Here is a 20690-nt window from a genome sequence, read left to right as displayed (position 1 = left end):
AGCCGTCAGAACAGCAGATTCTGGTGTCACGGACCGCTTTCGCGTTGATCATCCGCTGCTCTTCGGTCAAATCACGACTTGATCAGACCTTCCTTAGCGCGCTGAACAACTCGTTGTTCACAAAATTGAGCAGCGTGTCGCCGGTGATGCCTTCCGCGTTTGTGGCCCAGTTGCGCCAGCGCAGGGCTTCGGGGATGGGGCTGGTGTAGCTGTCGCGGGTGAGTTCCATTTCTTCTTCCAAGGCGTCAAACACCTTTAGGAACAAGAGCCAGGTGAGCTGGGAAATGCGTTGGGCGTCGCCATCGACGCCGCTGTCTTGGCGCATCACGTCTTGAATCGACTTGATGACGCTAGATAAGTTAGACATGTGTTCTTCTGGAATTGTTTGAATCAAACCGGGCTCTAGCCCAGGTGGAATATGCGTAAGCAGCTATGAATTACATAGCGCTTGTCGAATACAGCTCGCGTTCGAGAGTTTGCAGTGCATCCAGGTATTGGGGGCGACCGCCGAAACTTTTGATGATTTCGCCAGGGCGGCCAATGTCGGTGAACGGCTGCACGTTGAAAACCGTGTCGGCCTCGATGGTAGCAATACCTTCGTCGGCGTATTTGTCGAGTAACGCATCAATCACTTTGCGGGCCACAGGGCCGTACTGGGTGAAGACATTGCGCTTTTTGACACGGCTGGCGCGCTCGCGCCGGGTGAGCGGGGGCATGTTGTAGGCGACGTAAAGCAGCAAGTCGAAGGGGTCGAGGTTTGTCAGGCCGCTGTGGGCCAGTTCTTCTGACAGCGCCTCAATCAGCACGCCCTGGCCCTCCAGCTCTTGCAGCAATACTGCTTTTCGGTCGGCGTCGCTCCAGGCTTGAAGGAACTTGTCCAGCGAGTCGTATTGTTTGGTTAGGTTGATGCGGGTGTAGTCGCGCAGGCTTTCGGTGATCAATTGACCCTGCGCGTTGAGGTATTGCACACGTTCGCGGGCAACTGCGACGGTGACCATGCCGCCTACGACATATTTTTTGGGCTCGCCGCCGCCAGGGGCGAAAGGGCCTAAGGGTGGCAGATCGTTGGGCCCCGTATCGCCTGGCGCTCCGGCGGGCGCGTCTGGTGGCGCAACAGGCTGACCTGGCTTGGGCTCGTAAATCTGAACTGGCTCACCGTCAAAGTCCTTGTCGGCGAACAGCTCGGTGGCGCGCTTGAAGTCGAGGATGGTGAACCAGGTTTTGCCCAAATCTTCGCGTAAGCGGGTGCCACGGCCAATGATCTGTTTGAACAGCGTCATGGACTTGATGTTTTGGTCCAGCACGATGAGCTTGCAGGTTTGCGCGTCCACGCCGGTGCTCATGAGCTTGGAGGTGGTGGCGATGACCGGGTAGGTCTTTTCGGGATCGATGAAGTTGTCCAGTTCGCGCTTACCTTCTGGGTTGTCGCCTGTAATTTGAACTACGTATTTGGGGTTGTTGGCGCAGATGTCTGCATTGGCGTTGGACAGCGCCTGGCGCATACGTGCGGCGTGATCTATGTCTTCACAAAACACGATGGTTTTGGCGTGGCGGTGGGTGGCCTTGAGGTATTCGGTAATTTTGGCCGCCACAGCCTCGTCGCGTTTTTCCAGAACCAGCTTGCGGTTCATGTCGGCGCCGGTGTAAATGCGGTCCTCGATCAGGTTGCCGTGTTTGTCGGTCATGCCTGCCGTGGGCCGCCAGCCAAAGGCGTCTTTGTCCAGATCAACCCGGATGACTTTGTAGGGTGCGAGGTATCCGTCTTCAATGCCTTGCTTGAGGCTGTAGGTATAGAGGGGTGCACCAAAGTAGTCGCTGTTGGAAATCTCTTTGGTTTCTTTGGGCGTGGCGGTCAGGCCCACCTGAGTGGCACTGGCGAAGTAGGTGAGGATTTCGCGCCAGGCAGAGTCTTCATCGGCGCTGCCTCGGTGGCACTCGTCCACCACGATCAGGTCAAAAAAGTCAGGGCTGAACTGCTTGTAGATGTTCTGCTCTTCCTCGGTGCCGCTCACGGCCTGGTAGAGCGAGAGGTAGATTTCATAACTCTTGTCCACCAGCTTGGTGGTCTTGTTGACGGCCAGCTCGACGTCTTCGACCGTCACCGTGCCTTGGTCGTCCACGCGCTCAATACCTTTGGCATTGGGGCTGAGTTTGGCCATGGCACCCTTGAAGGGGCGAAAGTCGTTGACCATGGTTTGGTCAATCAGGATGTTGCGGTCTGCCAAAAACAAGATGCGCTTTTGGCCGTTGGGCTTGTCAGCGCGCCAAGGCGACTTCCAAAGCCTGTGAATGATCTGGAAGGCTGTGTAGGTTTTGCCGGTGCCCGTCGCCATGACCAGCAAAACACGGTTTTGCCCACTGGCAATGGCCTCTACCGTGCGGTTGATGGCATTGAGCTGGTAGTAGCGCGGGGTTTTGGCCGTGGTGGCGAGGGCGTAGTCAAACGCGGCCACGCTTTGCACCTCGGCGCTCCAGCCTTTCCATTTGCAGTAGCGCGACCAGAGCTCTTGCGGCGATGGGAACTCGTCGAGTGTGAGATTTTGCTCCAGCAAACCGGTAGCCAATGTGGCATCGCGGAACACAAATCCATCGCCATTGCTGGCAAAGCAGAAGGGTACGTCGAGCAGCTCTGCATAGTTGATGGCCTGCTGCATGCCAGCCCGTACTGAGAGGCGCGACTTTTTCGCCTCAATGACAGCGAGCGGAATGTTTGGCTTGAGAAAAAGGACAAAGTCGGCAAACAACACGGTGGTCTGGTCGCGCTTGGCGGTTTTGCCGCGCACCACGACACGCCCGGCTCGCAAGGGGTACTGCGCATAGATTTGATCGAGCGTGTGCCATCCGGCGTTGACGATGGCCGGTCGGATGTACTTGTCGCTGATGTCACTTTCGGAAAGCGATTTTTTGTCCATACGGCCGAGGGCGCTCCCTGATTTGTTGTCAGAACTCCTATTCGGCGTATCAGGAGTCAGTTGCGGTTGATTCTGCCATCTGAAACGCTCTTGCGCCGTGAGCTGCGCTCACTGGATAAACCGAAAGTGGCGGGCATGCGCCGCCAGGAAATTGGGATCTGGCAAGAAGCGATCGGGCAGGCGGATTCGCTTTGAGTCGCTGTCTACCAAGCTGGATTGAAGGAACGCGTCGATAGGCGCCGTCTTGAGCGCTGAGGAGATACGTACTGTGTAGTCGGGCATCACGGTTATCAGGCCTTGGTCGTAAGCGCGGTCGTGTAGAGCCGAAAGGCAAAGACCGTTTTGGGGGTTCAGACGGTTCTTGGCGTCTTCGCTCCACGGGACGATATGACTGGCGATAACCAGCTTCTCGTGTTGTAGACCACTGATACAACAGGTTGCGTTGTAGCTGGCCAAGACTGATTTTCGAAAACGAGCCTGATTTACCCGCACTTGCACGACCGCGCTTCGAGTCCGTCCGTCTGCAAAATCTTCCTGCTCGTCTTGCAGAAGCTCTTGGTCTGCCGGCACGCCGTTGCTGAGTGCGAGCGCGGCATACGCTTCGGCGGCTTCGATTGCTACGGCGTCCCAATCTTGTTGCAGCGCAGCCCATAGCTCTCGGTCCTGATTGGTGGCACCGCTCAGACCCGCGCGCCCGCTCGCGACGATTTGAGGGTCTAGGCTTGCGAAGTTAACCAGCTTCATGGCGAGGGAGTCAGGTGTGCGACCCTCCCATTGGGCAAGCTGCCGAATTTCGGGAGCGCGCCTGTGCAGTCTTCCGAAGGGCAACAACGTGTAGAGATGAAATGCAGCAAGCGTGTGTTGCCTGGTCCATGTAACCGGTGTACTCATCTCCGTCCTTTGGTGTTTTACCAACCATACAGCGAGAGCGCTTTCTGTTGTGGACTGAATCGTTCTAGGGGCTAGCTCGCGAAGCGGTCAAGCGCGCTGGTGTGCCGGCCAGCTGTGCACGAGTGAAGTCGCACCCAAAGTCGCAAAACCGTTCGCATCAATTGCAAAAAGTCCTTGTATGACATGGGTTTAGGCCTGCCCGGCGAGTCGCAAAAACTCGCGCAGAATGACCATCCTTCGCAGATTGAGCCCCTGTTGCCGGGTGAGCACCGGCTTCCCACATTGAAGGGCGCCAAGCGCTGCGCTTTTACTGTGGCCCGAGGCAGAGGCTGATGTGCGTGGCATGGATCCCGGGTCGAGCCCGGGCTGACAGAGTGGGCGGTTTGGGCGTTTTCCTATAGCCAAATCGGCCGCCAGCCCTTTCCGTACCTGCGCAAGCAGCTACTATTTTGGTAGCAATTCAACCACCCCCACCGCCTCCACCTCAATCAAAAACCCATAGTGCAGCAGCGGCACAGGCACCACCGCCCGGGCTGGCGGCGCGGCGCCTGCCCATGCCATGTAGATGCGGTTAAACGCCGGCCACTGCTCAATGTCGGTCACGTACACGCGCACCTGCACCAGGCTGGCGACGCTGCTGCCAGCTGCCTCCAGCGCGGCTTGTACGTTGGCCAGCACCTGTTTGGCCTGGTCTTCAAAGCTGGCCTGGTTCAACTTGTCGCCAGCCGGGGTGATGGGCAACTGGCCGGAGATGAAAACAAAGCCGTTGGCGACCACGGCGTGGCTGTAGTGGCCGCCCGGTGGCGCCAGGGTGTTGGGGTTGATGCGCTTGATATTGGTCATGACGGCTCCTGCCCCTACCAGCCGTAGAAGCGCGGCCAGGTGGGGCCGACTTCCTGGCCGCCTTCTTTCTGATAAATGGCGTGGTACTCGGGGAACTGGGCGCCGGTGGCGCAGGCGTGGTTGGGCAAGATGCGCAGCTGGGTGCCGACGGGGAAGTGTTTGGCGATGTCTTGATCAGCCTCGCCGCTGCGGCTGACAATGCCGTGCTCCTGGTTGGCGCCGGTCAGGGTGTAGCCTGCTATGCGCTGGCCACTGGCGTCGCAGAGCTGGCCGTAGCCGTAGTCGTGCTGCTGCTTTTGTGTGCCGCGGTCGCGGCTCATGGCCATCCAGCCGGCGTCCACAATCGCCCAGCCCTTGTCGGCCTGGTGGCCTATCACGGTGGTCAGCACGCTCAGGGCCACGTCGTCGGGTGAACACACGCCCACATTGGCCATGACCAAATCAAAAAACACATAGACGCCGGCGCGCACCTCGGTCACGCCCTGCAACTGCTGGGCCGACAGCGCGGTGGGGGTAGAGCCGACGCTGACGTGGGGGCAAGGCAGGCCGGCGGCGCGCAGGCGTTCTGCGGCCAGCACACACAGGCTGCGCTCCTGCTCGGCCATGGCCTGCAGCGCTTCGGGTGTGTTCAGGTCGTAGCTGGAGCCGGCGTGGGTCATGACGCCGCCCAGGGTGGCGGGGCCGCCTTCATGAAGAAGCTGGCCGATGGTGATCAACTCGTCGCTCTGGGGCAACACGCCGGAGCGGTGGCCGTCGGTGTCGATTTCTATCCACACCTCAAAGGGTGCGCCGTGCTGGCGTGCATAAGCCGCGATGGCAGAGGCAGAGGCGGCGCTATCAGCAATGATCTTGAGCGCGCAGCCCTGCGTGATCAGGGCGGCGGCCTGTTTGAGCTTGGGCGGGGCCATGCCGACGGCGTAAAGAATGTCGGTGATGCCGGCGGCAAAAAATTGCTCGGCTTCTTTCAGGGTAGATACCGTGATGCCGCGCGCGCCGGCCGCAATCTGCGCCTGCGCGATGGCGATGCACTTGGTGGTTTTGACATGCGGCCTGAAGGCTACGCCCAAGCTGTCCATGCGCTGCTGCATGCGTGTGATGTTGCGCTGCATGCGGGCGGTGTCCACCAGCGCGGCGGGGGTATTGAGGTCTTGAAGGTACATGGCGTCCATTGTGGTCGCGCTGGTGGCCGGGTCCAGCTGATTTTGCCTGGGGCGGGCCTTTTGCAAAGTCAAATTGGCATTTGGCCCATGCTGGTTGTGCGCCAGCCGCTCCTGAATCAATAGCGCGTTTCGCCCGACACCCGCTCCACCTCGTTGATGGCATAGGTGGTGAACTCGTCGATCTCGGTGGACTTGTCGAAGATGGCGTCGGCGCCGGCCGCCAGGCAGCGCTCGCGCATCTGGGGGGTGGCGTAGCCGGTGAGGACGACGATCTTCTGGCGCAGTTCGCGGTTGGCGCAGCCTTTGACGACGTTCATGCCGCTGCCCTGCAACAAAAACAGGTCCACCACCGCCAGGTCCCAGCCGGAGGGGTTCTCGGCCAGCCACTGGATGGCGTCGGCTTCGCTGCTGGCCCAGCCCACCATGCGAGCGCCGACCAACTCTTCCAGTGATTCAGAGAGGGCGTCGCGGATGACGGGGCTGTCTTCGACCAGGTAGATTCGCAGGCGCATCGGATGTCGGATTTCGCTCAGTCGGCAAGGGGATGTGTGCGAGTCTACACAAGGGGTGCCGCGAAAAACGCCCGAAATGTGATGCGGCTTGTCTCCAGGGCGCGGGCGCAGCCCGCTCCGGGGCCGGCGGTGGGGCTGGGTGTTGGCTACCAAATCGGCCGCCAGCCCATGACAGGCAAGGGCTGACTGCTATTTAATTAGTAGCACGCAGCGCGTGCGCCGTGGAGAGCATGTCACGCCCATAATTGCGATTAATTACATCAAGGAGACGTGTCATGATGATTTTGCTGCTTGGACTGCTGGTTTTTCTGGGGGGGCACTCGGTCCGCATCTTTGCCGACGGCTGGCGCAGTGCCACCATCGCGCGCGTGGGCGAGCTGCCGTGGAAGGCGGTGTATGCCGTGCTGTCCATCATCGGCTTTGTGCTGATTGTCTGGGGCTTCAGCCTGGCGCGGCAGCAGCCGGTGCAGCTGTGGACGCCGCCGCGCGGCATGCGGCACCTGGCGGCCCTGCTGACGCTGATGGCCTTTGTGCTGCTGGCGGCCACCTATGTGCCGCGCAACGCGATCAAGGCGCGGCTGCACCACCCGATGGTGCTGTCGGTCAAAGTCTGGGCATTGGCGCACCTGCTGGCCAACGGCAACCTGGCGCATGTCGTTTTGTTCGGCGCCTTTCTGGTGTGGGCGGCGCTGAGCTTTCGAGCGGCGCGGGCGCGTGACCGGGTGGCTGGCACGGCGTACCCCGCGGGTACGGCCGCGGGCACCGGCATCACGCTGGTGCTCGGCGTGGCGGGCTGGGCGGTGTTTGCCTTCTGGGCGCACGGCGCGCTGATTGGCATTCGGCCTATCGGTTGATGGATGCGAGGTCAAATCGACCTCCAGCCCTTGTCCGGCGAGCGTTATCAGCTCCTGAATAGATAGCATCGCGCAGCGGCTGCAGGCGCCTTGTCGTGCCTGCGCACGCGGCGCTGTCTGACAAGCAGGGTGATGTCGGGGGAAAGAATGGAAGTGCCAACCCATTTTTTAACCGGAGCACACCATGAAGAGCAGCAATTTCCGAGACCTTCAGACACCGCAAACGGGCAAGGTGGCCAACGACCACAACAAGACCGGCGGGCAGGAACCCACGCAGAAAAACGAAGGCGAGCGCACGCCGCTAAGCCGCAGTGACCGCGAGTCGCAGGTGGGCAGCGGCAACCAGTCCCAATCGCGCCGGGGCGCAACCGGGCGTTAATTCACTTGCCCGCAATTTGACGCTGGCTGGCGGATCTGGGCCACGCTTTTGCGGCTGGGCTCAGGGCGCGACGGCGGTCTTGATCCAGGCGATGATCTCGTCGCTGGCGACACGCGGTGTGTCGAGGTGTCCACCGGATACTTCGAGGAATTTGTTCTTCGGGTTGGCGGGCAGCTTCTCGACGTAGTAGGCCTTGATCGTCCTGAACAGTGGGTCCTTCTCGCCGATCACTGTCATCACCGGGACTTTGGCCGGGATGCGCGGTGCGGTCACCGACATTTCGGCATCTGATGTTGGGTCGAAGTAGGACAGAAAGTCCTTGGCTGTCGTCACCACGGTTTGCTGGCGGCCCTGGTTCACGTCGCTGAAGCGTTCACGCGAATCCCCTTTGCCGGCAGCCACCAGCGCGCGTGCCTCGTTGATGCTGTCATGCACCGGTTTGCCCCAGGGCTGGGTGTAGTAGCCCACGGGTGCGTGGCCGGGCGCAAGCCCCACCAGCGCATCCACATCGCCGCCGCGCGCGGCATGCGCCATGCTGGTGGGCACACCCATGCTGTGGCCGATGATCACGATTTTTGTCGCGCCCTGGTCGCGCAAGCCCTTGATGTGGCCGGCGATCTCGGCGATGGCCTTGTCCAGGCCGCCGTCCAGATAACGGCCGCGCGACCAGGGCATATCGGGTACGGTGGCCAGCCAGCCCTGGCGCTCCAAGGTGTCTTTGAGGGGGCTGAAGTTCGGGTCCCGGTTGTTGCCGGGGTTTTTGCCGTGCAGCATCAGCACCCCGATGCGCTCCTGCGCGGCGGCCGGTGTGGCGGTGAAGGCGGCGGCCAGCGCGAAGCTGGCGAGGGCACAGGCGGAAAACAGGCGACGGCGCATGGAACTTCCTTTGTTGGCAAGCCGGCGAATGGCCAGGCGCCGCCGGGTGAATGATGCAGAGCCTGCAGTTTACGCAGGTCGCATGACGTTGGCGCTTGGGGAAAGTCCGGTACGCCGCGTACAGGCGGTGCTGCGCTTGTGTGCGGACCCTGGCTGTCAGTCAGCCACTGCGCGGGCGTTGGCCGGTGACGCCGGCGGCGGCGCGGTCGCCAGCTCCAGCGCACTGAGCCACGTTATTGCTGCGGTGGCGCTCGCTCCACACATTTCCACCGATGGCATCAGTTGCCCACACACCGCCGGCCGGCCGGGTTGGCCGAAGATGCGGCAAGCGTTGGTGTCGTCAAGCTGCACACAGCGCACACCGGCCGGTTTGCCCTGCGGCATGCCGGGAATCGGTGAGCTGATGGATGGCGCGATGCAGCAGGCGCCGCATCCGGGGCGGCAGTTCATCGTGGCCTGCTATAAAAACAGGAGCTGTTTGCGCCCGACTGACAAGGGCTGGAGGCCGATTCATTCAAGCGGCGGCTGGCATGCAGCACCTGGTCAATCACCGCCTGCACGCTGCGGCGGTGTTTTTCGTTGACCAGTTCACCTTGCGCATCAAACGCATCACCGGCGTGGCCCAGCGCAAAGGCGCGCGGTGCGACCCAGCATTGCGCATTGAGCAGCAGCGGCGCCAGATGGCTTTGCGAACGCAGACCACCAAGCGCACCCGGTGAGGCGCTGAGCATGCCGACCACCTTGCCACTGAAGGACTTGAAGCCCTCCTGCCAGGCCGGGTCGCCCTTGACCGGGCTGGAGACCCAGTCGATGGTGTTTTTCAGCAGCGCGGTGTAGCTGCCGTTGTATTCGGGTGAGCAGATGATCCAGCCCGGATGTGCATACATGATCTGTTTGAGTTTCATGACGTCGGCCGGTGTGCCTTCGGCTTCCAGATCGGCGTTGTACATCGGGATGTTGAAGTCGGCCAGCTCGATGTGGGTGACGTCTGCGCCGCTGCTGCGCGCCATGGCGGCGGCGGCGTGGGCCAGCTTGCGGTTGTAGGACGCCAGGCGGGTGCTGCCAGCAAAAATCAGGAGTTTCGGGAGTGTGCTCATGGTCTGATTTCACCACAGGCCTTGGAGCGAAGCCGAGTGGGGTGGCCCTGGCCTAACAAACCGGTTAAAATGTACAAAACATCTTATTTTGTACAAAATGCACACCATTCCTCTCAGTGAATTCCGCGCCCATGCTTCCGCCATGATTGATCTGGTGGAGCAAGGCGAAACCGTGCGGATTTTGCGGCACGGTAAGCCAGTGGCGGAGCTGGTGCCGCTGAAAGCGGAGGCCGCTGTCAAGGTCCCGAGCTGGAAGCGGCCTATCGAGCCCCTGCGGTACCTGAAGCCCCCACCCAAATCGGGTGCGCAAATGATCATTGAAGAGCGGGAAGGTGGTTGATGATGAATGTTTTGTTTGATGCTTCAGCGCTGTTCAAGCGCTACAGCGGTGAGGCAGGTGTGGACCGGGTTTTGGAGTTGCAGTCATTGGCCAGCGGTGTCACCGCTGCCGTGCATTGCAAGACGGAAGTGGCCTCTGCATTGACACGGCAATGGCGCGAAGGCTCTTTTACGGAAGATGAATACAGCCGTGTGCTGGCGGTTATTCACGCGGACTTTGATGAATTGACGGTGATGCCATTGACGGGGCAAGCTGAACGTTATGCGATTGCTGCAATGCGCCTGGCCGCGCTGCGCGGTATGGACGCCCTACACATTGGCACTGCGCAGGCCGCCCGCGTTGATTTGTTTGTGACGGCCGACAAGCGCCAGGCTGCAGCTGCACAGGCCGTGGGTTTGAAAACCGAATTGATAGAAGTCTGACCATGTTTTACCCGCAAGAATTTGACGTGATCGTGGTCGGCGGCGGCCATGCTGGCACCGAGGCCGCACTGGCTGCTGCCCGCATGGGCTGCAAAACCCTGCTGCTGACCCACAACATCGAGACCCTGGGCCAGATGAGTTGCAACCCGTCCATAGGCGGCATCGGCAAGGGCCACCTGGTTAAAGAGGTCGATGCCATGGGCGGCGCGATGGCGCTGGCCACGGACGAGGGCGGCATCCAGTTCCGCATCCTCAACAGCTCGAAGGGCCCGGCCGTGCGTGCGACGCGGGCGCAGGCCGACCGCATTTTGTACAAGGCGGCGATCCGCCGCATGATCGAAAACCAGCCCAACCTCTGGCTGTTCCAGCAGGCGGTGGACGATTTGATGGTCGAGGGCGACCGGGTGGTGGGCGCCGTCACGCAGGTCGGCATCAAGTTCCGCTCGCGTACCGTGGTGCTGACGGCCGGCACTTTCCTGGACGGCAAGATTCATGTGGGCCTGCAGAACTACGCGGCGGGCCGGGCCGGCGACCCGCCGGCGGTGTCGCTCTCGGCGCGCCTGAAAGAACTCAAGCTGCCGCAGGGCCGGCTTAAAACCGGCACGCCGCCGCGCATCGACGGGCGCAGCATCGACTTCAGCAAATGCACGGTGCAGCCCGGTGACGGCATGCCCGGCGGCACACCCGGCGCGGTGCCGGTGTTCAGCTTCATGGGCGGGCAGATTGCGCACCCGCAGCAGATGCCCTGCTGGATCACCCACACCAACGAACGAACCCACGAGATCATCCGCTCCGGCTTTGACCGCAGCCCGATGTTCACCGGCAAGATCGACGGCGTCGGGCCGCGGTATTGCCCGAGTGTGGAAGACAAGATCAACCGCTTCGCCGGCAAGGACAGCCACCAGATTTTCCTGGAGCCCGAGGGCCTCTCCACCCACGAGATTTACCCGAATGGCATCTCGACCAGCCTGCCGTTTGACATCCAGTACGAGCTGGTGCGCTCCATGGCCGGCATGGAAAACGCCCACATCCTGCGGCCCGGCTACGCGATTGAATACGACTACTTTGACCCACGCTCGCTCAAGACCACCTTCGAGACGCGTGCTGTCGCCGGCCTGTTCTTCGCTGGCCAGATCAATGGCACCACGGGTTATGAAGAGGCGGCGGCCCAGGGCATGTTCGCCGGCATCAATGCCGCGCTGCAGTGCCAGGGTAAAGAGGCCTGGCTGCCCAAACGTGACGAGGCCTACCTCGGCGTGCTGGTCGACGACCTGATCACCAAGGGTGTGACCGAGCCTTACCGCATGTTCACCAGCCGGGCCGAGTTCCGCCTGATGCTGCGCGAGGACAACGCCGACATGCGCCTGACCGAAAAGGGCAGGGAACTGGGCCTGGTCGATGACGCCCGCTGGGATGCCTTCAACCGCAAGCGCGATGCTGTTTCACGTGAAACAGAGCGGCTGCGTTCCATCTGGGTGAATCCGCGCAGCCTGCCTGCGGCGGAGGCCGAGCGGGTGCTGGGCACGGCGATTGAGCATGAATACAACCTGCTGGATTTGCTGCGTCGGCCCGATGTGGACTATGCCGCGCTGATGTCGCTGGAGGGTGGCAAATATGTGAATGCCGATCTGGCGCCAGTCGATGCGGCGGGTGTTCCACGTGAAACATCAGCGGTTGCCGACATGGCGCGCAGTGTGATCGAGCAGATTGAAATTGCCGTCAAATACGCCGGCTACATCGACCTGCAGAAAACCGAGGTCGAACGCGCCTCGCATTACGAGAACCTCAAACTCCCGGCCGATCTGGACTACCTGCAGGTATCGGCCCTGAGTTTTGAGGCGCGCCAGACCCTGGCCAAACACCGGCCCGAAACACTGGGCTTGGCCTCGCGCATTTCCGGCATCACGCCCGCCACGGTTTCTTTGCTGCTGGTGCATCTGAAAAAGAACCTCTGGAAAAACACGGTTCCGCTCAAAACCACCGAACAGGCTGACGCCTGATGCGGCCGCGTGAACAGGCGCTGCGCGCCGGACTGGACGCGCTCAAACTGGATCTGAACGATGTGCAGGTCGGCCAGTTGCTGGACTACCTGGACCTGATCGCCAAGTGGACGCAGGTTTACAACCTCACGGCCGTGCGCGATCCGGCCGAGATGCTGACGCACCACCTGCTCGACAGCCTGGCGGTCATCGCTCCCTTGCGCCGGCATCTGGCGGAGGCCGGCTTGAGCCGGGCCAGCCTGCTGGACGTGGGCTCGGGGGCGGGGCTGCCCGGTGTGGTGATGGCCATCTGTTGCCCCGAGGTGGCGGTGACTTGCGTGGACACGGTGGCCAAAAAGGCCGCGTTCATCAAGCAGGCGGCGCTGGCCCTCAAGCTGCCGAATTTGACCGGCATCCATGCGCGGGTCGAAACCATCAACCAACCCTTTGACGTGATCTGCTCGCGGGCATTTGCCTCGTTGCATGATTTCACGCAGTGGTCGGCGGGCGCGCTGGCACCCGGTGGTGTCTGGCTGGCCATGAAGGGCAAACACCCGGCCGACGAAATCACCGCCTTGCCGCCCATGGCCGAGGTGTTTCACGTGGAACAGCTGCAGGTTCCGGGGCTGGACGCCGAGCGCTGCATCGTCTGGATGCGACAAAAAACCACGGTCTGAAAAACGAAGCTGCGAGGGGCCATCGAGTTTTTCCGCAGGGCCGCCCCAAGGAAAAATGCGCCCCCTCGGGGGGCAGCGCCTTACGCGAAGCGAAAAGCGTGGGGGCAAATGTTTCTGCTGACGTAAACTCACGCCTCACTCCGGGGATTTTTATGCTGGGCTCATTTGCTGGCGTCGCTGATTACGGCGCATTTGTCATCGCCATCATTGTTTTTCTGCTGATTCCCGGACCCGGCAATCTGGCGCTGATCACCTCCACCAGCAAGGGTGGCATCTCCGGCGGGCTGGGCGCCACCTTCGGTGTGATCGCCGGTGACCAGGTCTTGCTGTGGGCTGCGGTGGCCGGCGTTTCCGCCGTTATGGCCGCCTATCCGACGGCCTTCCACATCGTCCAGTGGGCCGGCGCGGTCTATCTGGCGTGGCTGGGCATCAAGATGCTGATGGCCAAACCTGGCGATGCACCCATTCTGCAGATCAAGCCCCGGCATTACTTTCGTCAAACCTTGCTGATCACCTTGCTCAACCCCAAGGCGATTGTTTTTTACATGGCCTTCTTCCCGCTGTTTGTGGACCCGGCCTTGCATCAAGGCTTGACGACCTTTGCGGTGATGGCCGTGACAATTGCCGGGCTGACCTTTCTGTATGGCCTGACCTCGGTGTTGATCACCCACTTTCTGGCCGAGCGCATTCGTTCCAGCCCCAAAGTCACCAGCCTGCTGAACAAGGCGGCGGGTGTGTTCCTGATCGGCTTTGGCATCAAGCTGGCCGTGTCCAAGTAAGCGAATCGAAAAAGAAGAACAACAGATGGCCAAGATATTCTGCGTCGCCAACCAAAAGGGCGGGGTGGGTAAAACCACAACAACAGTGAACCTGGCTGCCGGCCTGGCCAAGGTAGGCCAGCGGGTGCTGATGATCGACCTGGACCCGCAGGGCAATGCGACCATGGGTTCGGGCGTGGACAAACGCAAGCTTGAACTCACGGTCTACGACGTGTTGCTCGAATCGGCCTCGATTGCCGAGGCGCGTGTGCACAGCGAAAAATGCGGTTACGACGTGCTGGGTGCGAACCGCGAACTGGCCGGCGCCGAGGTCGAGCTGGTCGAGGTCGAGCGCCGCGAGAAACGCCTGAAGCTGGCGTTGGCCGCCGTGACCGACAACTACGACTTCGTGCTGATCGACTGCCCGCCGTCGCTGAGCATGCTGACGCTCAACGGCCTGTGCTGTGCGCACGGTGTGATCGTGCCCATGCAGTGTGAATATTTTGCGCTCGAAGGCCTGACGGACCTGGTCAACACCATCAAGCAGGTGCACGCCAACCTCAACAAGGACCTGGCCATCATCGGCCTGCTGCGCGTCATGTTTGACCCGCGCATCACCTTGCAGCAGCAGGTGAGCGACCAGCTCAAGGAGCATTTCGGCAACAAGGTTTTCAACACCGTGATCCCGCGCAATGTGCGGCTGGCCGAGGCGCCAAGTTACGGCTTGCCCGGCGTGGTGTTTGATCCCTCGTCCAAAGGCGCGTTGGCTTTTGTCGCCTTTGCCGAAGAGATGGTGCAGCGCATCAAGTCCATGTGATGGCAACATTCAAGTCAAATCGACCTCCAGCCCATGTTCAGCAAGGGCAGACAGCTCCTGAAAGCATAGCAAGCAGGGGCTGTGGACAATGAACCCGGCACATGTTCTGATCTTGCCGGGCTGGCAAAACAGCGGTCCTGGCCACTGGCAAAGTCGGTGGGAAGCCGCGCATGGTTACCAGCGCGTCGAGCAGCACGACTGGATGCAGCCGCTGCGCGGCGACTGGATCGCGCGGCTGGAAGACGTGGTGCTCGGCAGTGACGAGCCCGTCGTGCTGGTGGCGCACAGCCTGGGCTGCATCCTGACGGCCGCCTGGGCGGCGCACTCGCGCAATACACATCGCGTCAAGGCCGCGCTGCTGGTGGCGCCGCCCGATGTGGACCGCGAGGAAGTGCGCCAGATGCTGACGAGCTGGGCGCCGGTGCCCATGCACACCTTGCCGTTTGCGTCGGTTCTGCTGGCCAGCAGCCGCGACCCGTATTGCCGGCCTGAGCGTGCGCGCGCATTTGCCACCGCCTGGGGCGCTGAATTTGTTGATGCCGGCCCGCGCGGCCACCTCAACGCTGACAGCGGCCTGTGCGACTGGCCCGAGGCGCATGAGCGGCTGGAGCGGTTGATGGCATTGCCGCGCACACACGCATGAAGCACGCTGCGCTTTTCAGTCTGGCGCTGCTGGCCCTGCTGTCTGCGCCGGCCCGTGCCGAACCCGACGAAGAGCGGCTCGGCAAGGCGCAGAACTACCCGCTGGGTACGGCGGCCACCTGGTACAACAACCCCAACCGTGTCGGCGCCTGGTCGGCACTCGACAAGGTGCCGGGCGTGCGTACGCGCGCGGTGGCCCGCGCGCCGCAGGCCAGCGCCTTGCCGGCTGCGGCGCAGCCGCCGGCCATCAGCTACCGCTACCGGAACATTCGTTACACCCTGGCCGACTACCTGGAGCGCCAGCGCGCCACCGGCCTGCTGGTGCTCAAAAACGGCGAGATCGTGGCCGAACATTACCGCTATGGCCGCAAGGATGACGCGCGCTTCCTCTCGTTTTCGATGGCCAAAAGCGTGAGCGCGCTGCTGGTCGGCCAGGCCCATGCCCGTGGCCTGATCACCTCGCTGGACGACCCCGCTGAAAAATACGTGAAGGCGCTGGCCGGCAGCCCTTATGGCGCGACCACCGTGCGGCAGTTGCTGCGCATGAGTTCGGGCCTGACGTTTACCGAACGTTACGACGGCGCCGACGACATCTCACGGCTGTCGCGCGCCGGCGCGGGTGCGCCGGGCGCCGGCACGCCGGTCGATGTGTTGCGATCCATCACCGCCCGGCACAGCGCCGCCGGTGAAAAATTTGTTTATGCCAGTGCCGAGACCGATGTGCTGGGCCGCGTGCTGGCGGCGGCCACCGGCAAATCCGTGACCGAACTCACCAGCGAATGGTTGTGGAAACCGATGGGCGCCGAACATGACGCTTTCTGGCGCATCTCCAGCGATGGTCAGGAGCAGTCTTATGGCGCCTTCAATGCCAGCCTGCGCGACTGGGGCCGGCTCGGCCTGATGTTGGCCAATGACGGCAAGGTGGGCGCGCAACAAGTGGTGCCGCCCGACTACCTGCTGGACGCCACCGACCCGGCGCGTCAGCCGCAAGCCTTCAGGCCGCGCAAAGCCTCGCCTTATTTTGGCTATGGCTACCAGTTCTGGCTGCTGCCCATGAAGGAGCGTGCATTTGTCATGCAGGGCATCCACGGCCAGGGCATTTATGTGCAGCCGTCTTCGGGCCTGGTGATGGTGCTGACCTCGGTCTGGGAAAGCGCCAGCGGCCGACAGGACCCGCAGCCTTACGAAGAACGCGACGCCCTCTGGCGCGGCGTGTTGCAGTCGCTGGGTGGCAATACGGCCGAATAACAACGACACACACCGCACACGAAACGAAGGAAAAATCATGGTTACCAAAAAACCCAAGGGCCTGGGCCGCGGCCTGCAGGCCCTGCTGGGCCCCACCGTTGGTGAGTCTGCCAACGTGCTTGAAAACGGCGCCAGCAGCGCCACCAGCCCCGGCCAGCCGGCGTCGCTGTTGCTGACCGACCTGGTGGCCGGCCAGTACCAGCCGCGCACCCGCATGGACGAGGGCGCGCTTTACGAGCTGGCTGAAAGCATCAAGGTGCAGGGCATCATGCAGCCGATTCTGGTTCGTCGCCTGAGCGCGGGCGCCAACGACGGCAAGTACGAAATCATTGCCGGTGAACGGCGCTTTCGCGCCGCCAAAATCGCCGGCCTGGACAGCGTGCCGGTGCTGGTGCGCGACGTGCCCGACGAGTCGGCCGCCGCCATGGCGCTGATCGAAAACATCCAGCGGGAGGACCTGAACCCGCTGGAGGAAGCCCAAGGCCTGCAACGGTTAGTCAAAGAGTTTGGGCTCACTCACGAGTTGGCTGCGCAGGCCGTGGGCCGCTCCCGCAGCGCCGCGTCCAACCTGCTGCGCCTGCTCAATCTGGCCGAGCCGGTGCAGACCATGCTGATGGCTGGTGACATTGACATGGGCCACGCGCGCGCGCTGCTGAGCCTGGACCGCGCCACCCAGATCACCGCCGGCAACCAGATTGCCGCAAAAAAGCTCTCGGTGCGCGAAGCCGAAAGCCTGGTCAAAAAACTCAGTGCCGAGTTTTCGCTGAAGCCGCAAAAAGCCGCCAAGGAGAAGTCGCGGGACACCCGCCGCGTCGAGGAAGAACTCGCCGACCTGCTGATGGCCGACGTTGAGGTGCGTATCAAAAAACAGGTCAAGCGCAACGGCCGGCGCGAGGACATGGGCGAGGTGGCGATCCAGTTCTCGTCGCTCGACGAGCTCAATGGCCTGATCGAGCGTTTGCGGGGCGGCAAGTGAGAAAAAAAGCACAAAGTTAGAGAGGCGGCTCTTCTGCTTTCTGCGGTGCGGGGGCGCCGCCGTCCTACGACCAATGGCGGCAGGCGCGGGGCGGGCACGGTCTGGCCATTGGGGATCATGGTGGTATTGAAAATTTTCAGACCCAACCATGAGCACCACCGGCACCCCATCCATCCACCGACCCTCTTTGACTTTGCTGGGCACCGAGCCCTGGCGCGCGGCCTATGAGTTTGTGCAGCACAAAATCGCCCGCAAGGCACCTGTGCCGCGTGGCGACGGGCATCCGGTCATCATCTTCCCGGGCCTGGGCACCGATGGTGCGGCCGTGGCACCTCTGCGCGACTATTGCGAGGCGCAAGGCTACAGCGCGATGGACTGGGGCCGTGGTTTCAACACCGGGCCGCAAGGCGACATCGACACCTGGCTGGCCGGGCTGGCAGAGCATGTGTCTGGCCTGCTGGCCGGCCACACGCAGCGCGCCACCCTGATCGGCTGGAGTCTGGGCGGCATTTACGCGCGCGAGTTGGGCAAGCTGATGGCGCCCCGGCTGCGCCAGGTCATCACGATTGGCACCCCGTTCAACGGCTTGCCCGACCACACTCATGCGGGCTGGCTGTTCCGGCTGCTCAATGGCGCGGAACCGGTGAACGATCCGGCCTTGAGCCAGCGCCTGCGCACCCCGCCGCCCCTGCCGACCACCTCGATCTACAGCCGCTCCGACGGCGTGGTGGCCTGGCAAAGCTGCTGCCATGAACAGACCGGCGCGCAGGTTTGTGACCTCGAAGTCAAAGGCAGCCACATCGGCATGGGCTGGAACCCGGCGGTGCTGAAAGTGGTGGCCGAGCGGCTGGCCAGACCGGGCGCTGCGGCGCACTGAGCGCCGCGGCGAGCAGGACAAGTGAATCAATACATTACGATGCGGCGGGTGGTGGCAGCGCCCCGTTTTCTACGGTGCTTTTCATTGCGATCACCACGCTCCCACCATGACCTGGACGGTCCGCGTACCGATGGGCCTCGATGGCCTGCGCGAAGGGGAACACGCGCGCGATGGTTGGCGCGTAACGTCCCTGGCGGACCCACTCAGCCAGGCGTTCAAGATGGTCGGCTCGCTCCTCCGCCGTGCCGACAATAACGCGCCGACCCGCGCGGCGAGGCAGCAACATGGCGCGACACATCTCCGCCAGACTGGACTGGAGGCGAACGAGGCGGCCACCGGGCTTGAGCACACCCAGACATCGCTCGATACGCTGGTTGCAGGCCACATCAAACACCAGATCGTAAAGTTGGCCGGCGGCGGTGAAGTCTTCCCGCTGGTAGTTGATCACCCGCGTGGCACCCAGCGAAAGCACCTGTTCCTGGTGCGCCGCGCTGCAGACGCCGGTCACCTGGCCGCCCATGATGCCGGCCAGTTGAACGGCAGCCAGGCCGACGTTGCCCGAGGCGCCGTTGATCAAAATGGTCTCCCCAGCAACCAGACCGGCCCGCAGGAGAAATGAAAGCGCCGTGCCGCCGCCGAAGGAAAGTGCGGCCGCTTCCTCAAACGACAGCTGCTCTGGCTTGCGGGCAATGGCACCGTTGGCAGAGATGCACAGGTAGTGCGCGTGTCCACCCATGCCAAAACCACGGATACCGAACACTGCATCGCCGGGTGTGAAGCGCTTCACACGGTCTCCGGCGGCCTGCACCACGCCCGCGAACTCTGCCCCCAGAACGGCATTCCTCGGGCCGCGCCAGCCCAGCGCCAGCCGCCCCAAGGTGTGAAAACCTTCGGGCATGTCCATGCTGCGCACCCGGCGGTCACCGGCGGTAATGGTTGACGCCAGCACGCGAACGAGAAGTTCGTCCTGACGGGGCGAGGGACGGGGAATATCCTCAAACGCCAGCACGTCAGGCGCGCCATACCGCTCACAGACCAGTGCGGTCATACGGGGGTTGGCGGATGCCGCAGTGCGCGCCTGGTCAAGAAAAATCATCGGGCCTTTCCTTGCGGGCACATGGCGGAAAACGAAGGGCCATTCGGCAAGCGCTCATTGCAACAAGGCAAGCCGCACCAAGCTGCACGCCGACTGACTCACGGCATGTGATGCTTCACCGAATGGAGTGACGATTGTCGGGCGGCGCATCACATGCGTGAACCCTACTGGGGGAGGGGGCGCCATGCAGTTACCGCCATTCAGGTGCGCGCGCTCAGAGCGTAAAAATCTTGCCCGGGTTCATGATGTTCTTCGGGTCCAGCGCACGCTTGATGGTGCGCATCATCTCGACCGCGCCGTCACCGGTTTCGGTGACCAGAAAGTCCATCTTGTGCAGCCCAACGCCGTGTTCGCCGGTGCAGGTGCCCTCCAGGTCCAGCGCGCGCTGCACCAGCTTGTGGTTCAGGGCTTCGGCGACTTCGCGCTCTTTCGGCTGCGTCGGATCGATCAGGTAGCCGAAGTGGAAGTTGCCGTCACCGACATGGCCGACCAGGAAGTAGGGGATGCCGCTGGCATCGACCTCGGCCACGGATTCGAGCAGGCAGTCGGCCAGGCGCGAGATCGGCACGCAGGTGTCGGTCGAGATGGCGCGGCAGCCGGGCCGCGACTGGATCGCCGCGAAGTAGGCGTTGTGGCGCGCGGTCCACAGCCGCGTGCGTTCTTCGGGTGTGCTGGCCCATTCAAAAGCCTGGCCGCCGAAGTCAGAGGCAATTTCCTGCACGGTTTCGGCTTGTTCCTTCACGCCGGCCGGCGAGCCGTGAAACTCCATCAGCAGCATCGGCTCCTCACGCAGGCCCAGCTTGCTGTGGGCATTGACCATACGCACGGTGTTGCTGTCGATCAGCTCGACCCGCGCAATGGGCACGCCGAGCTGGATCACCTGGATGGTGGTGCGCACCGCCGCCTCGATGCTCGGGAAGGAGCAGATCGCGGCCGAGATCGCTTCGGGCAGCGGGTAGAGCTTGACGGTGACTTCGGTGATCACGCCCAGTGTGCCTTCGCTGCCGACCATCAGCCGCGTCAGGTCGTAACCTGCCGATGATTTTTTGGCGCGTGTGCCGGTGCGGATGACCTCGCCGCTGGCGGTGACCACTTCGAGCGCCAGCACGTTTTCGCGCATGGTGCCGTAACGCACGGCGTTGGTGCCGCTGGCGCGCGTGGCCGCCATGCCGCCCAGCGATGCATCGGCACCGGGGTCAATCGGGAAAAACAGGCCGGTGCTCTTGATCTCTTCGTTGAGCTGCTTGCGCGTCACGCCGGGCTGCACGGTCACCGTCAGGTCCTCGGCGTTGATGCTCAATACCTTGTTCATGCGGCTCACGTCGATGCTGATG

Annotated in this window: 22 protein-coding genes and 1 pseudogene; 12 read left to right on the top strand and 11 right to left on the bottom strand. The window is 62.5% G+C overall.

What is annotated here, in order from left to right; translation table 11 throughout:
* Positions 1–91 precede the first annotated feature (91 nt).
* The 6 genes and pseudogenes from ACH2CW_RS13130 to ACH2CW_RS13105 all read right to left on the bottom strand — a co-directional run.
* A pseudogene (locus ACH2CW_RS13130) lies at positions 92–367 on the bottom strand (type I restriction-modification system subunit M N-terminal domain-containing protein); the annotation flags it as partial.
* Positions 368–437: 70 nt separating this feature from the next.
* Positions 438–2912 (bottom strand): EcoAI/FtnUII family type I restriction enzme subunit R, encoded by a 2475-nt coding sequence (gene hsdR / locus ACH2CW_RS13125; protein WP_395058829.1) that lies wholly within the window; start codon positions 2910–2912, stop codon positions 438–440.
* A gap of 108 nt (positions 2913–3020) precedes the next feature.
* Positions 3021–3656, bottom strand: a complete 636-nt coding sequence (locus ACH2CW_RS13120; RefSeq protein ID WP_395058827.1) for an HNH endonuclease — start codon at positions 3654–3656, stop codon at positions 3021–3023.
* A 591-nt stretch (positions 3657–4247) separates the two neighbouring features.
* Positions 4248–4646, bottom strand: a complete 399-nt coding sequence (locus ACH2CW_RS13115; protein WP_395058825.1) for a RidA family protein — start codon at positions 4644–4646, stop codon at positions 4248–4250.
* Between the two features lie 14 nt (positions 4647–4660).
* Complete coding sequence (locus ACH2CW_RS13110) at positions 4661–5806, bottom strand: DSD1 family PLP-dependent enzyme (RefSeq protein ID WP_395058823.1); 1146 nt, start codon at positions 5804–5806, stop codon at positions 4661–4663.
* A 116-nt stretch (positions 5807–5922) separates the two neighbouring features.
* On the bottom strand, positions 5923–6318 hold the full coding sequence (locus ACH2CW_RS13105; protein ID WP_395058821.1) for a response regulator transcription factor: 396 nt from the start codon (positions 6316–6318) through the stop codon (positions 5923–5925).
* 275 nt (positions 6319–6593) lie between these two features.
* On the opposite strand from ACH2CW_RS13105, the gene ACH2CW_RS13100 reads away from it, so the two are divergent.
* Positions 6594–7172: an NnrU family protein gene (locus ACH2CW_RS13100; RefSeq protein ID WP_395058819.1), complete on the top strand. Its 579-nt coding sequence runs from the start codon at positions 6594–6596 to the stop codon at positions 7170–7172.
* A gap of 184 nt (positions 7173–7356) precedes the next feature.
* Entirely contained in the window at positions 7357–7551 is a 195-nt protein-coding gene (locus ACH2CW_RS13095; RefSeq protein WP_395058817.1) for a hypothetical protein, read from the top strand.
* Between the two features lie 60 nt (positions 7552–7611).
* Here the strand turns inward: ACH2CW_RS13095 and ACH2CW_RS13090 are convergent, their stop codons facing one another.
* The 3 genes from ACH2CW_RS13090 to ACH2CW_RS13080 form a co-directional block, all read right to left on the bottom strand.
* A complete protein-coding gene (locus ACH2CW_RS13090; protein ID WP_395058815.1) occupies positions 7612–8427 on the bottom strand; it encodes a lipase family alpha/beta hydrolase in 816 nt (271 codons plus the stop codon).
* 156 nt (positions 8428–8583) lie between these two features.
* Positions 8584–8877, bottom strand: a complete 294-nt coding sequence (locus ACH2CW_RS13085) for a YkgJ family cysteine cluster protein (RefSeq protein ID WP_395058813.1) — start codon at positions 8875–8877, stop codon at positions 8584–8586.
* Positions 8874–9524, bottom strand: a complete 651-nt coding sequence (locus ACH2CW_RS13080) for an NADPH-dependent FMN reductase (RefSeq protein ID WP_395058811.1) — start codon at positions 9522–9524, stop codon at positions 8874–8876. The genes ACH2CW_RS13085 and ACH2CW_RS13080 overlap by 4 nt, the downstream gene beginning before the upstream one ends.
* 97 nt (positions 9525–9621) lie before the next feature.
* Here ACH2CW_RS13080 and ACH2CW_RS13075 point away from each other — a divergent pair, with 97 nt between their 5' ends.
* The 10 genes from ACH2CW_RS13075 to ACH2CW_RS13030 all read left to right on the top strand — a co-directional run bounded on the left by ACH2CW_RS13075 (position 9622) and on the right by ACH2CW_RS13030 (position 18260).
* Positions 9622–9864, top strand: coding sequence for a type II toxin-antitoxin system Phd/YefM family antitoxin (locus ACH2CW_RS13075; RefSeq protein ID WP_395058809.1), 243 nt, complete (start codon positions 9622–9624; stop codon positions 9862–9864).
* A 2-nt stretch (positions 9865–9866) separates the two neighbouring features.
* Complete coding sequence (locus ACH2CW_RS13070; RefSeq protein ID WP_395058807.1) at positions 9867–10286, top strand: type II toxin-antitoxin system VapC family toxin; 420 nt, start codon at positions 9867–9869, stop codon at positions 10284–10286.
* A 2-nt stretch (positions 10287–10288) separates the two neighbouring features.
* Complete coding sequence (gene mnmG, locus ACH2CW_RS13065) at positions 10289–12286, top strand: tRNA uridine-5-carboxymethylaminomethyl(34) synthesis enzyme MnmG (protein ID WP_395058805.1); 1998 nt, start codon at positions 10289–10291, stop codon at positions 12284–12286.
* A complete protein-coding gene (rsmG, locus tag ACH2CW_RS13060; protein ID WP_395058803.1) occupies positions 12286–12942 on the top strand; it encodes a 16S rRNA (guanine(527)-N(7))-methyltransferase RsmG in 657 nt (218 codons plus the stop codon). Before mnmG ends, rsmG begins: the two co-directional genes overlap by 1 nt.
* A 152-nt stretch (positions 12943–13094) precedes the next feature.
* Positions 13095–13721 (top strand): LysE family transporter, encoded by a 627-nt coding sequence (locus ACH2CW_RS13055; RefSeq protein ID WP_395058801.1) that lies wholly within the window; start codon positions 13095–13097, stop codon positions 13719–13721.
* A gap of 25 nt (positions 13722–13746) precedes the next feature.
* Positions 13747–14517, top strand: a complete 771-nt coding sequence (locus ACH2CW_RS13050; protein ID WP_395058799.1) for a ParA family protein — start codon at positions 13747–13749, stop codon at positions 14515–14517.
* Positions 14518–14605: 88 nt separating this feature from the next.
* A complete protein-coding gene (locus ACH2CW_RS13045) occupies positions 14606–15160 on the top strand; it encodes an RBBP9/YdeN family alpha/beta hydrolase (protein ID WP_395058797.1) in 555 nt (184 codons plus the stop codon).
* Positions 15157–16407, top strand: a complete 1251-nt coding sequence (locus ACH2CW_RS13040; protein ID WP_395058795.1) for a serine hydrolase domain-containing protein — start codon at positions 15157–15159, stop codon at positions 16405–16407. Before ACH2CW_RS13045 ends, ACH2CW_RS13040 begins: the two co-directional genes overlap by 4 nt.
* A 37-nt stretch (positions 16408–16444) precedes the next feature.
* Positions 16445–17383 (top strand): ParB/RepB/Spo0J family partition protein, encoded by a 939-nt coding sequence (locus tag ACH2CW_RS13035; RefSeq protein ID WP_395058793.1) that lies wholly within the window; start codon positions 16445–16447, stop codon positions 17381–17383.
* 148 nt (positions 17384–17531) lie between these two features.
* Positions 17532–18260 (top strand): alpha/beta fold hydrolase, encoded by a 729-nt coding sequence (locus tag ACH2CW_RS13030; protein ID WP_395058791.1) that lies wholly within the window; start codon positions 17532–17534, stop codon positions 18258–18260.
* A 34-nt stretch (positions 18261–18294) separates the two neighbouring features.
* Here ACH2CW_RS13030 and ACH2CW_RS13025 read toward each other — a convergent pair whose 3' ends face one another.
* Both ACH2CW_RS13025 and ACH2CW_RS13020 read right to left on the bottom strand, forming a co-directional pair.
* Entirely contained in the window at positions 18295–19356 is a 1062-nt protein-coding gene (locus ACH2CW_RS13025) for an NAD(P)-dependent alcohol dehydrogenase (protein WP_395058789.1), read from the bottom strand.
* Between the two features lie 214 nt (positions 19357–19570).
* A partial coding sequence (locus ACH2CW_RS13020) for an FAD-binding oxidoreductase (protein ID WP_395058787.1) occupies positions 19571–20690 on the bottom strand: 1120 nt, incomplete at its 5' end.

Origin of the sequence: Polaromonas sp. (assembly GCF_043778355.1) — a bacterium.
Classification (GTDB): Bacteria; Pseudomonadota; Gammaproteobacteria; order Burkholderiales; family Burkholderiaceae_C; genus Polaromonas.
This window is presented reverse-complemented; position numbering and strand designations above follow the sequence as displayed.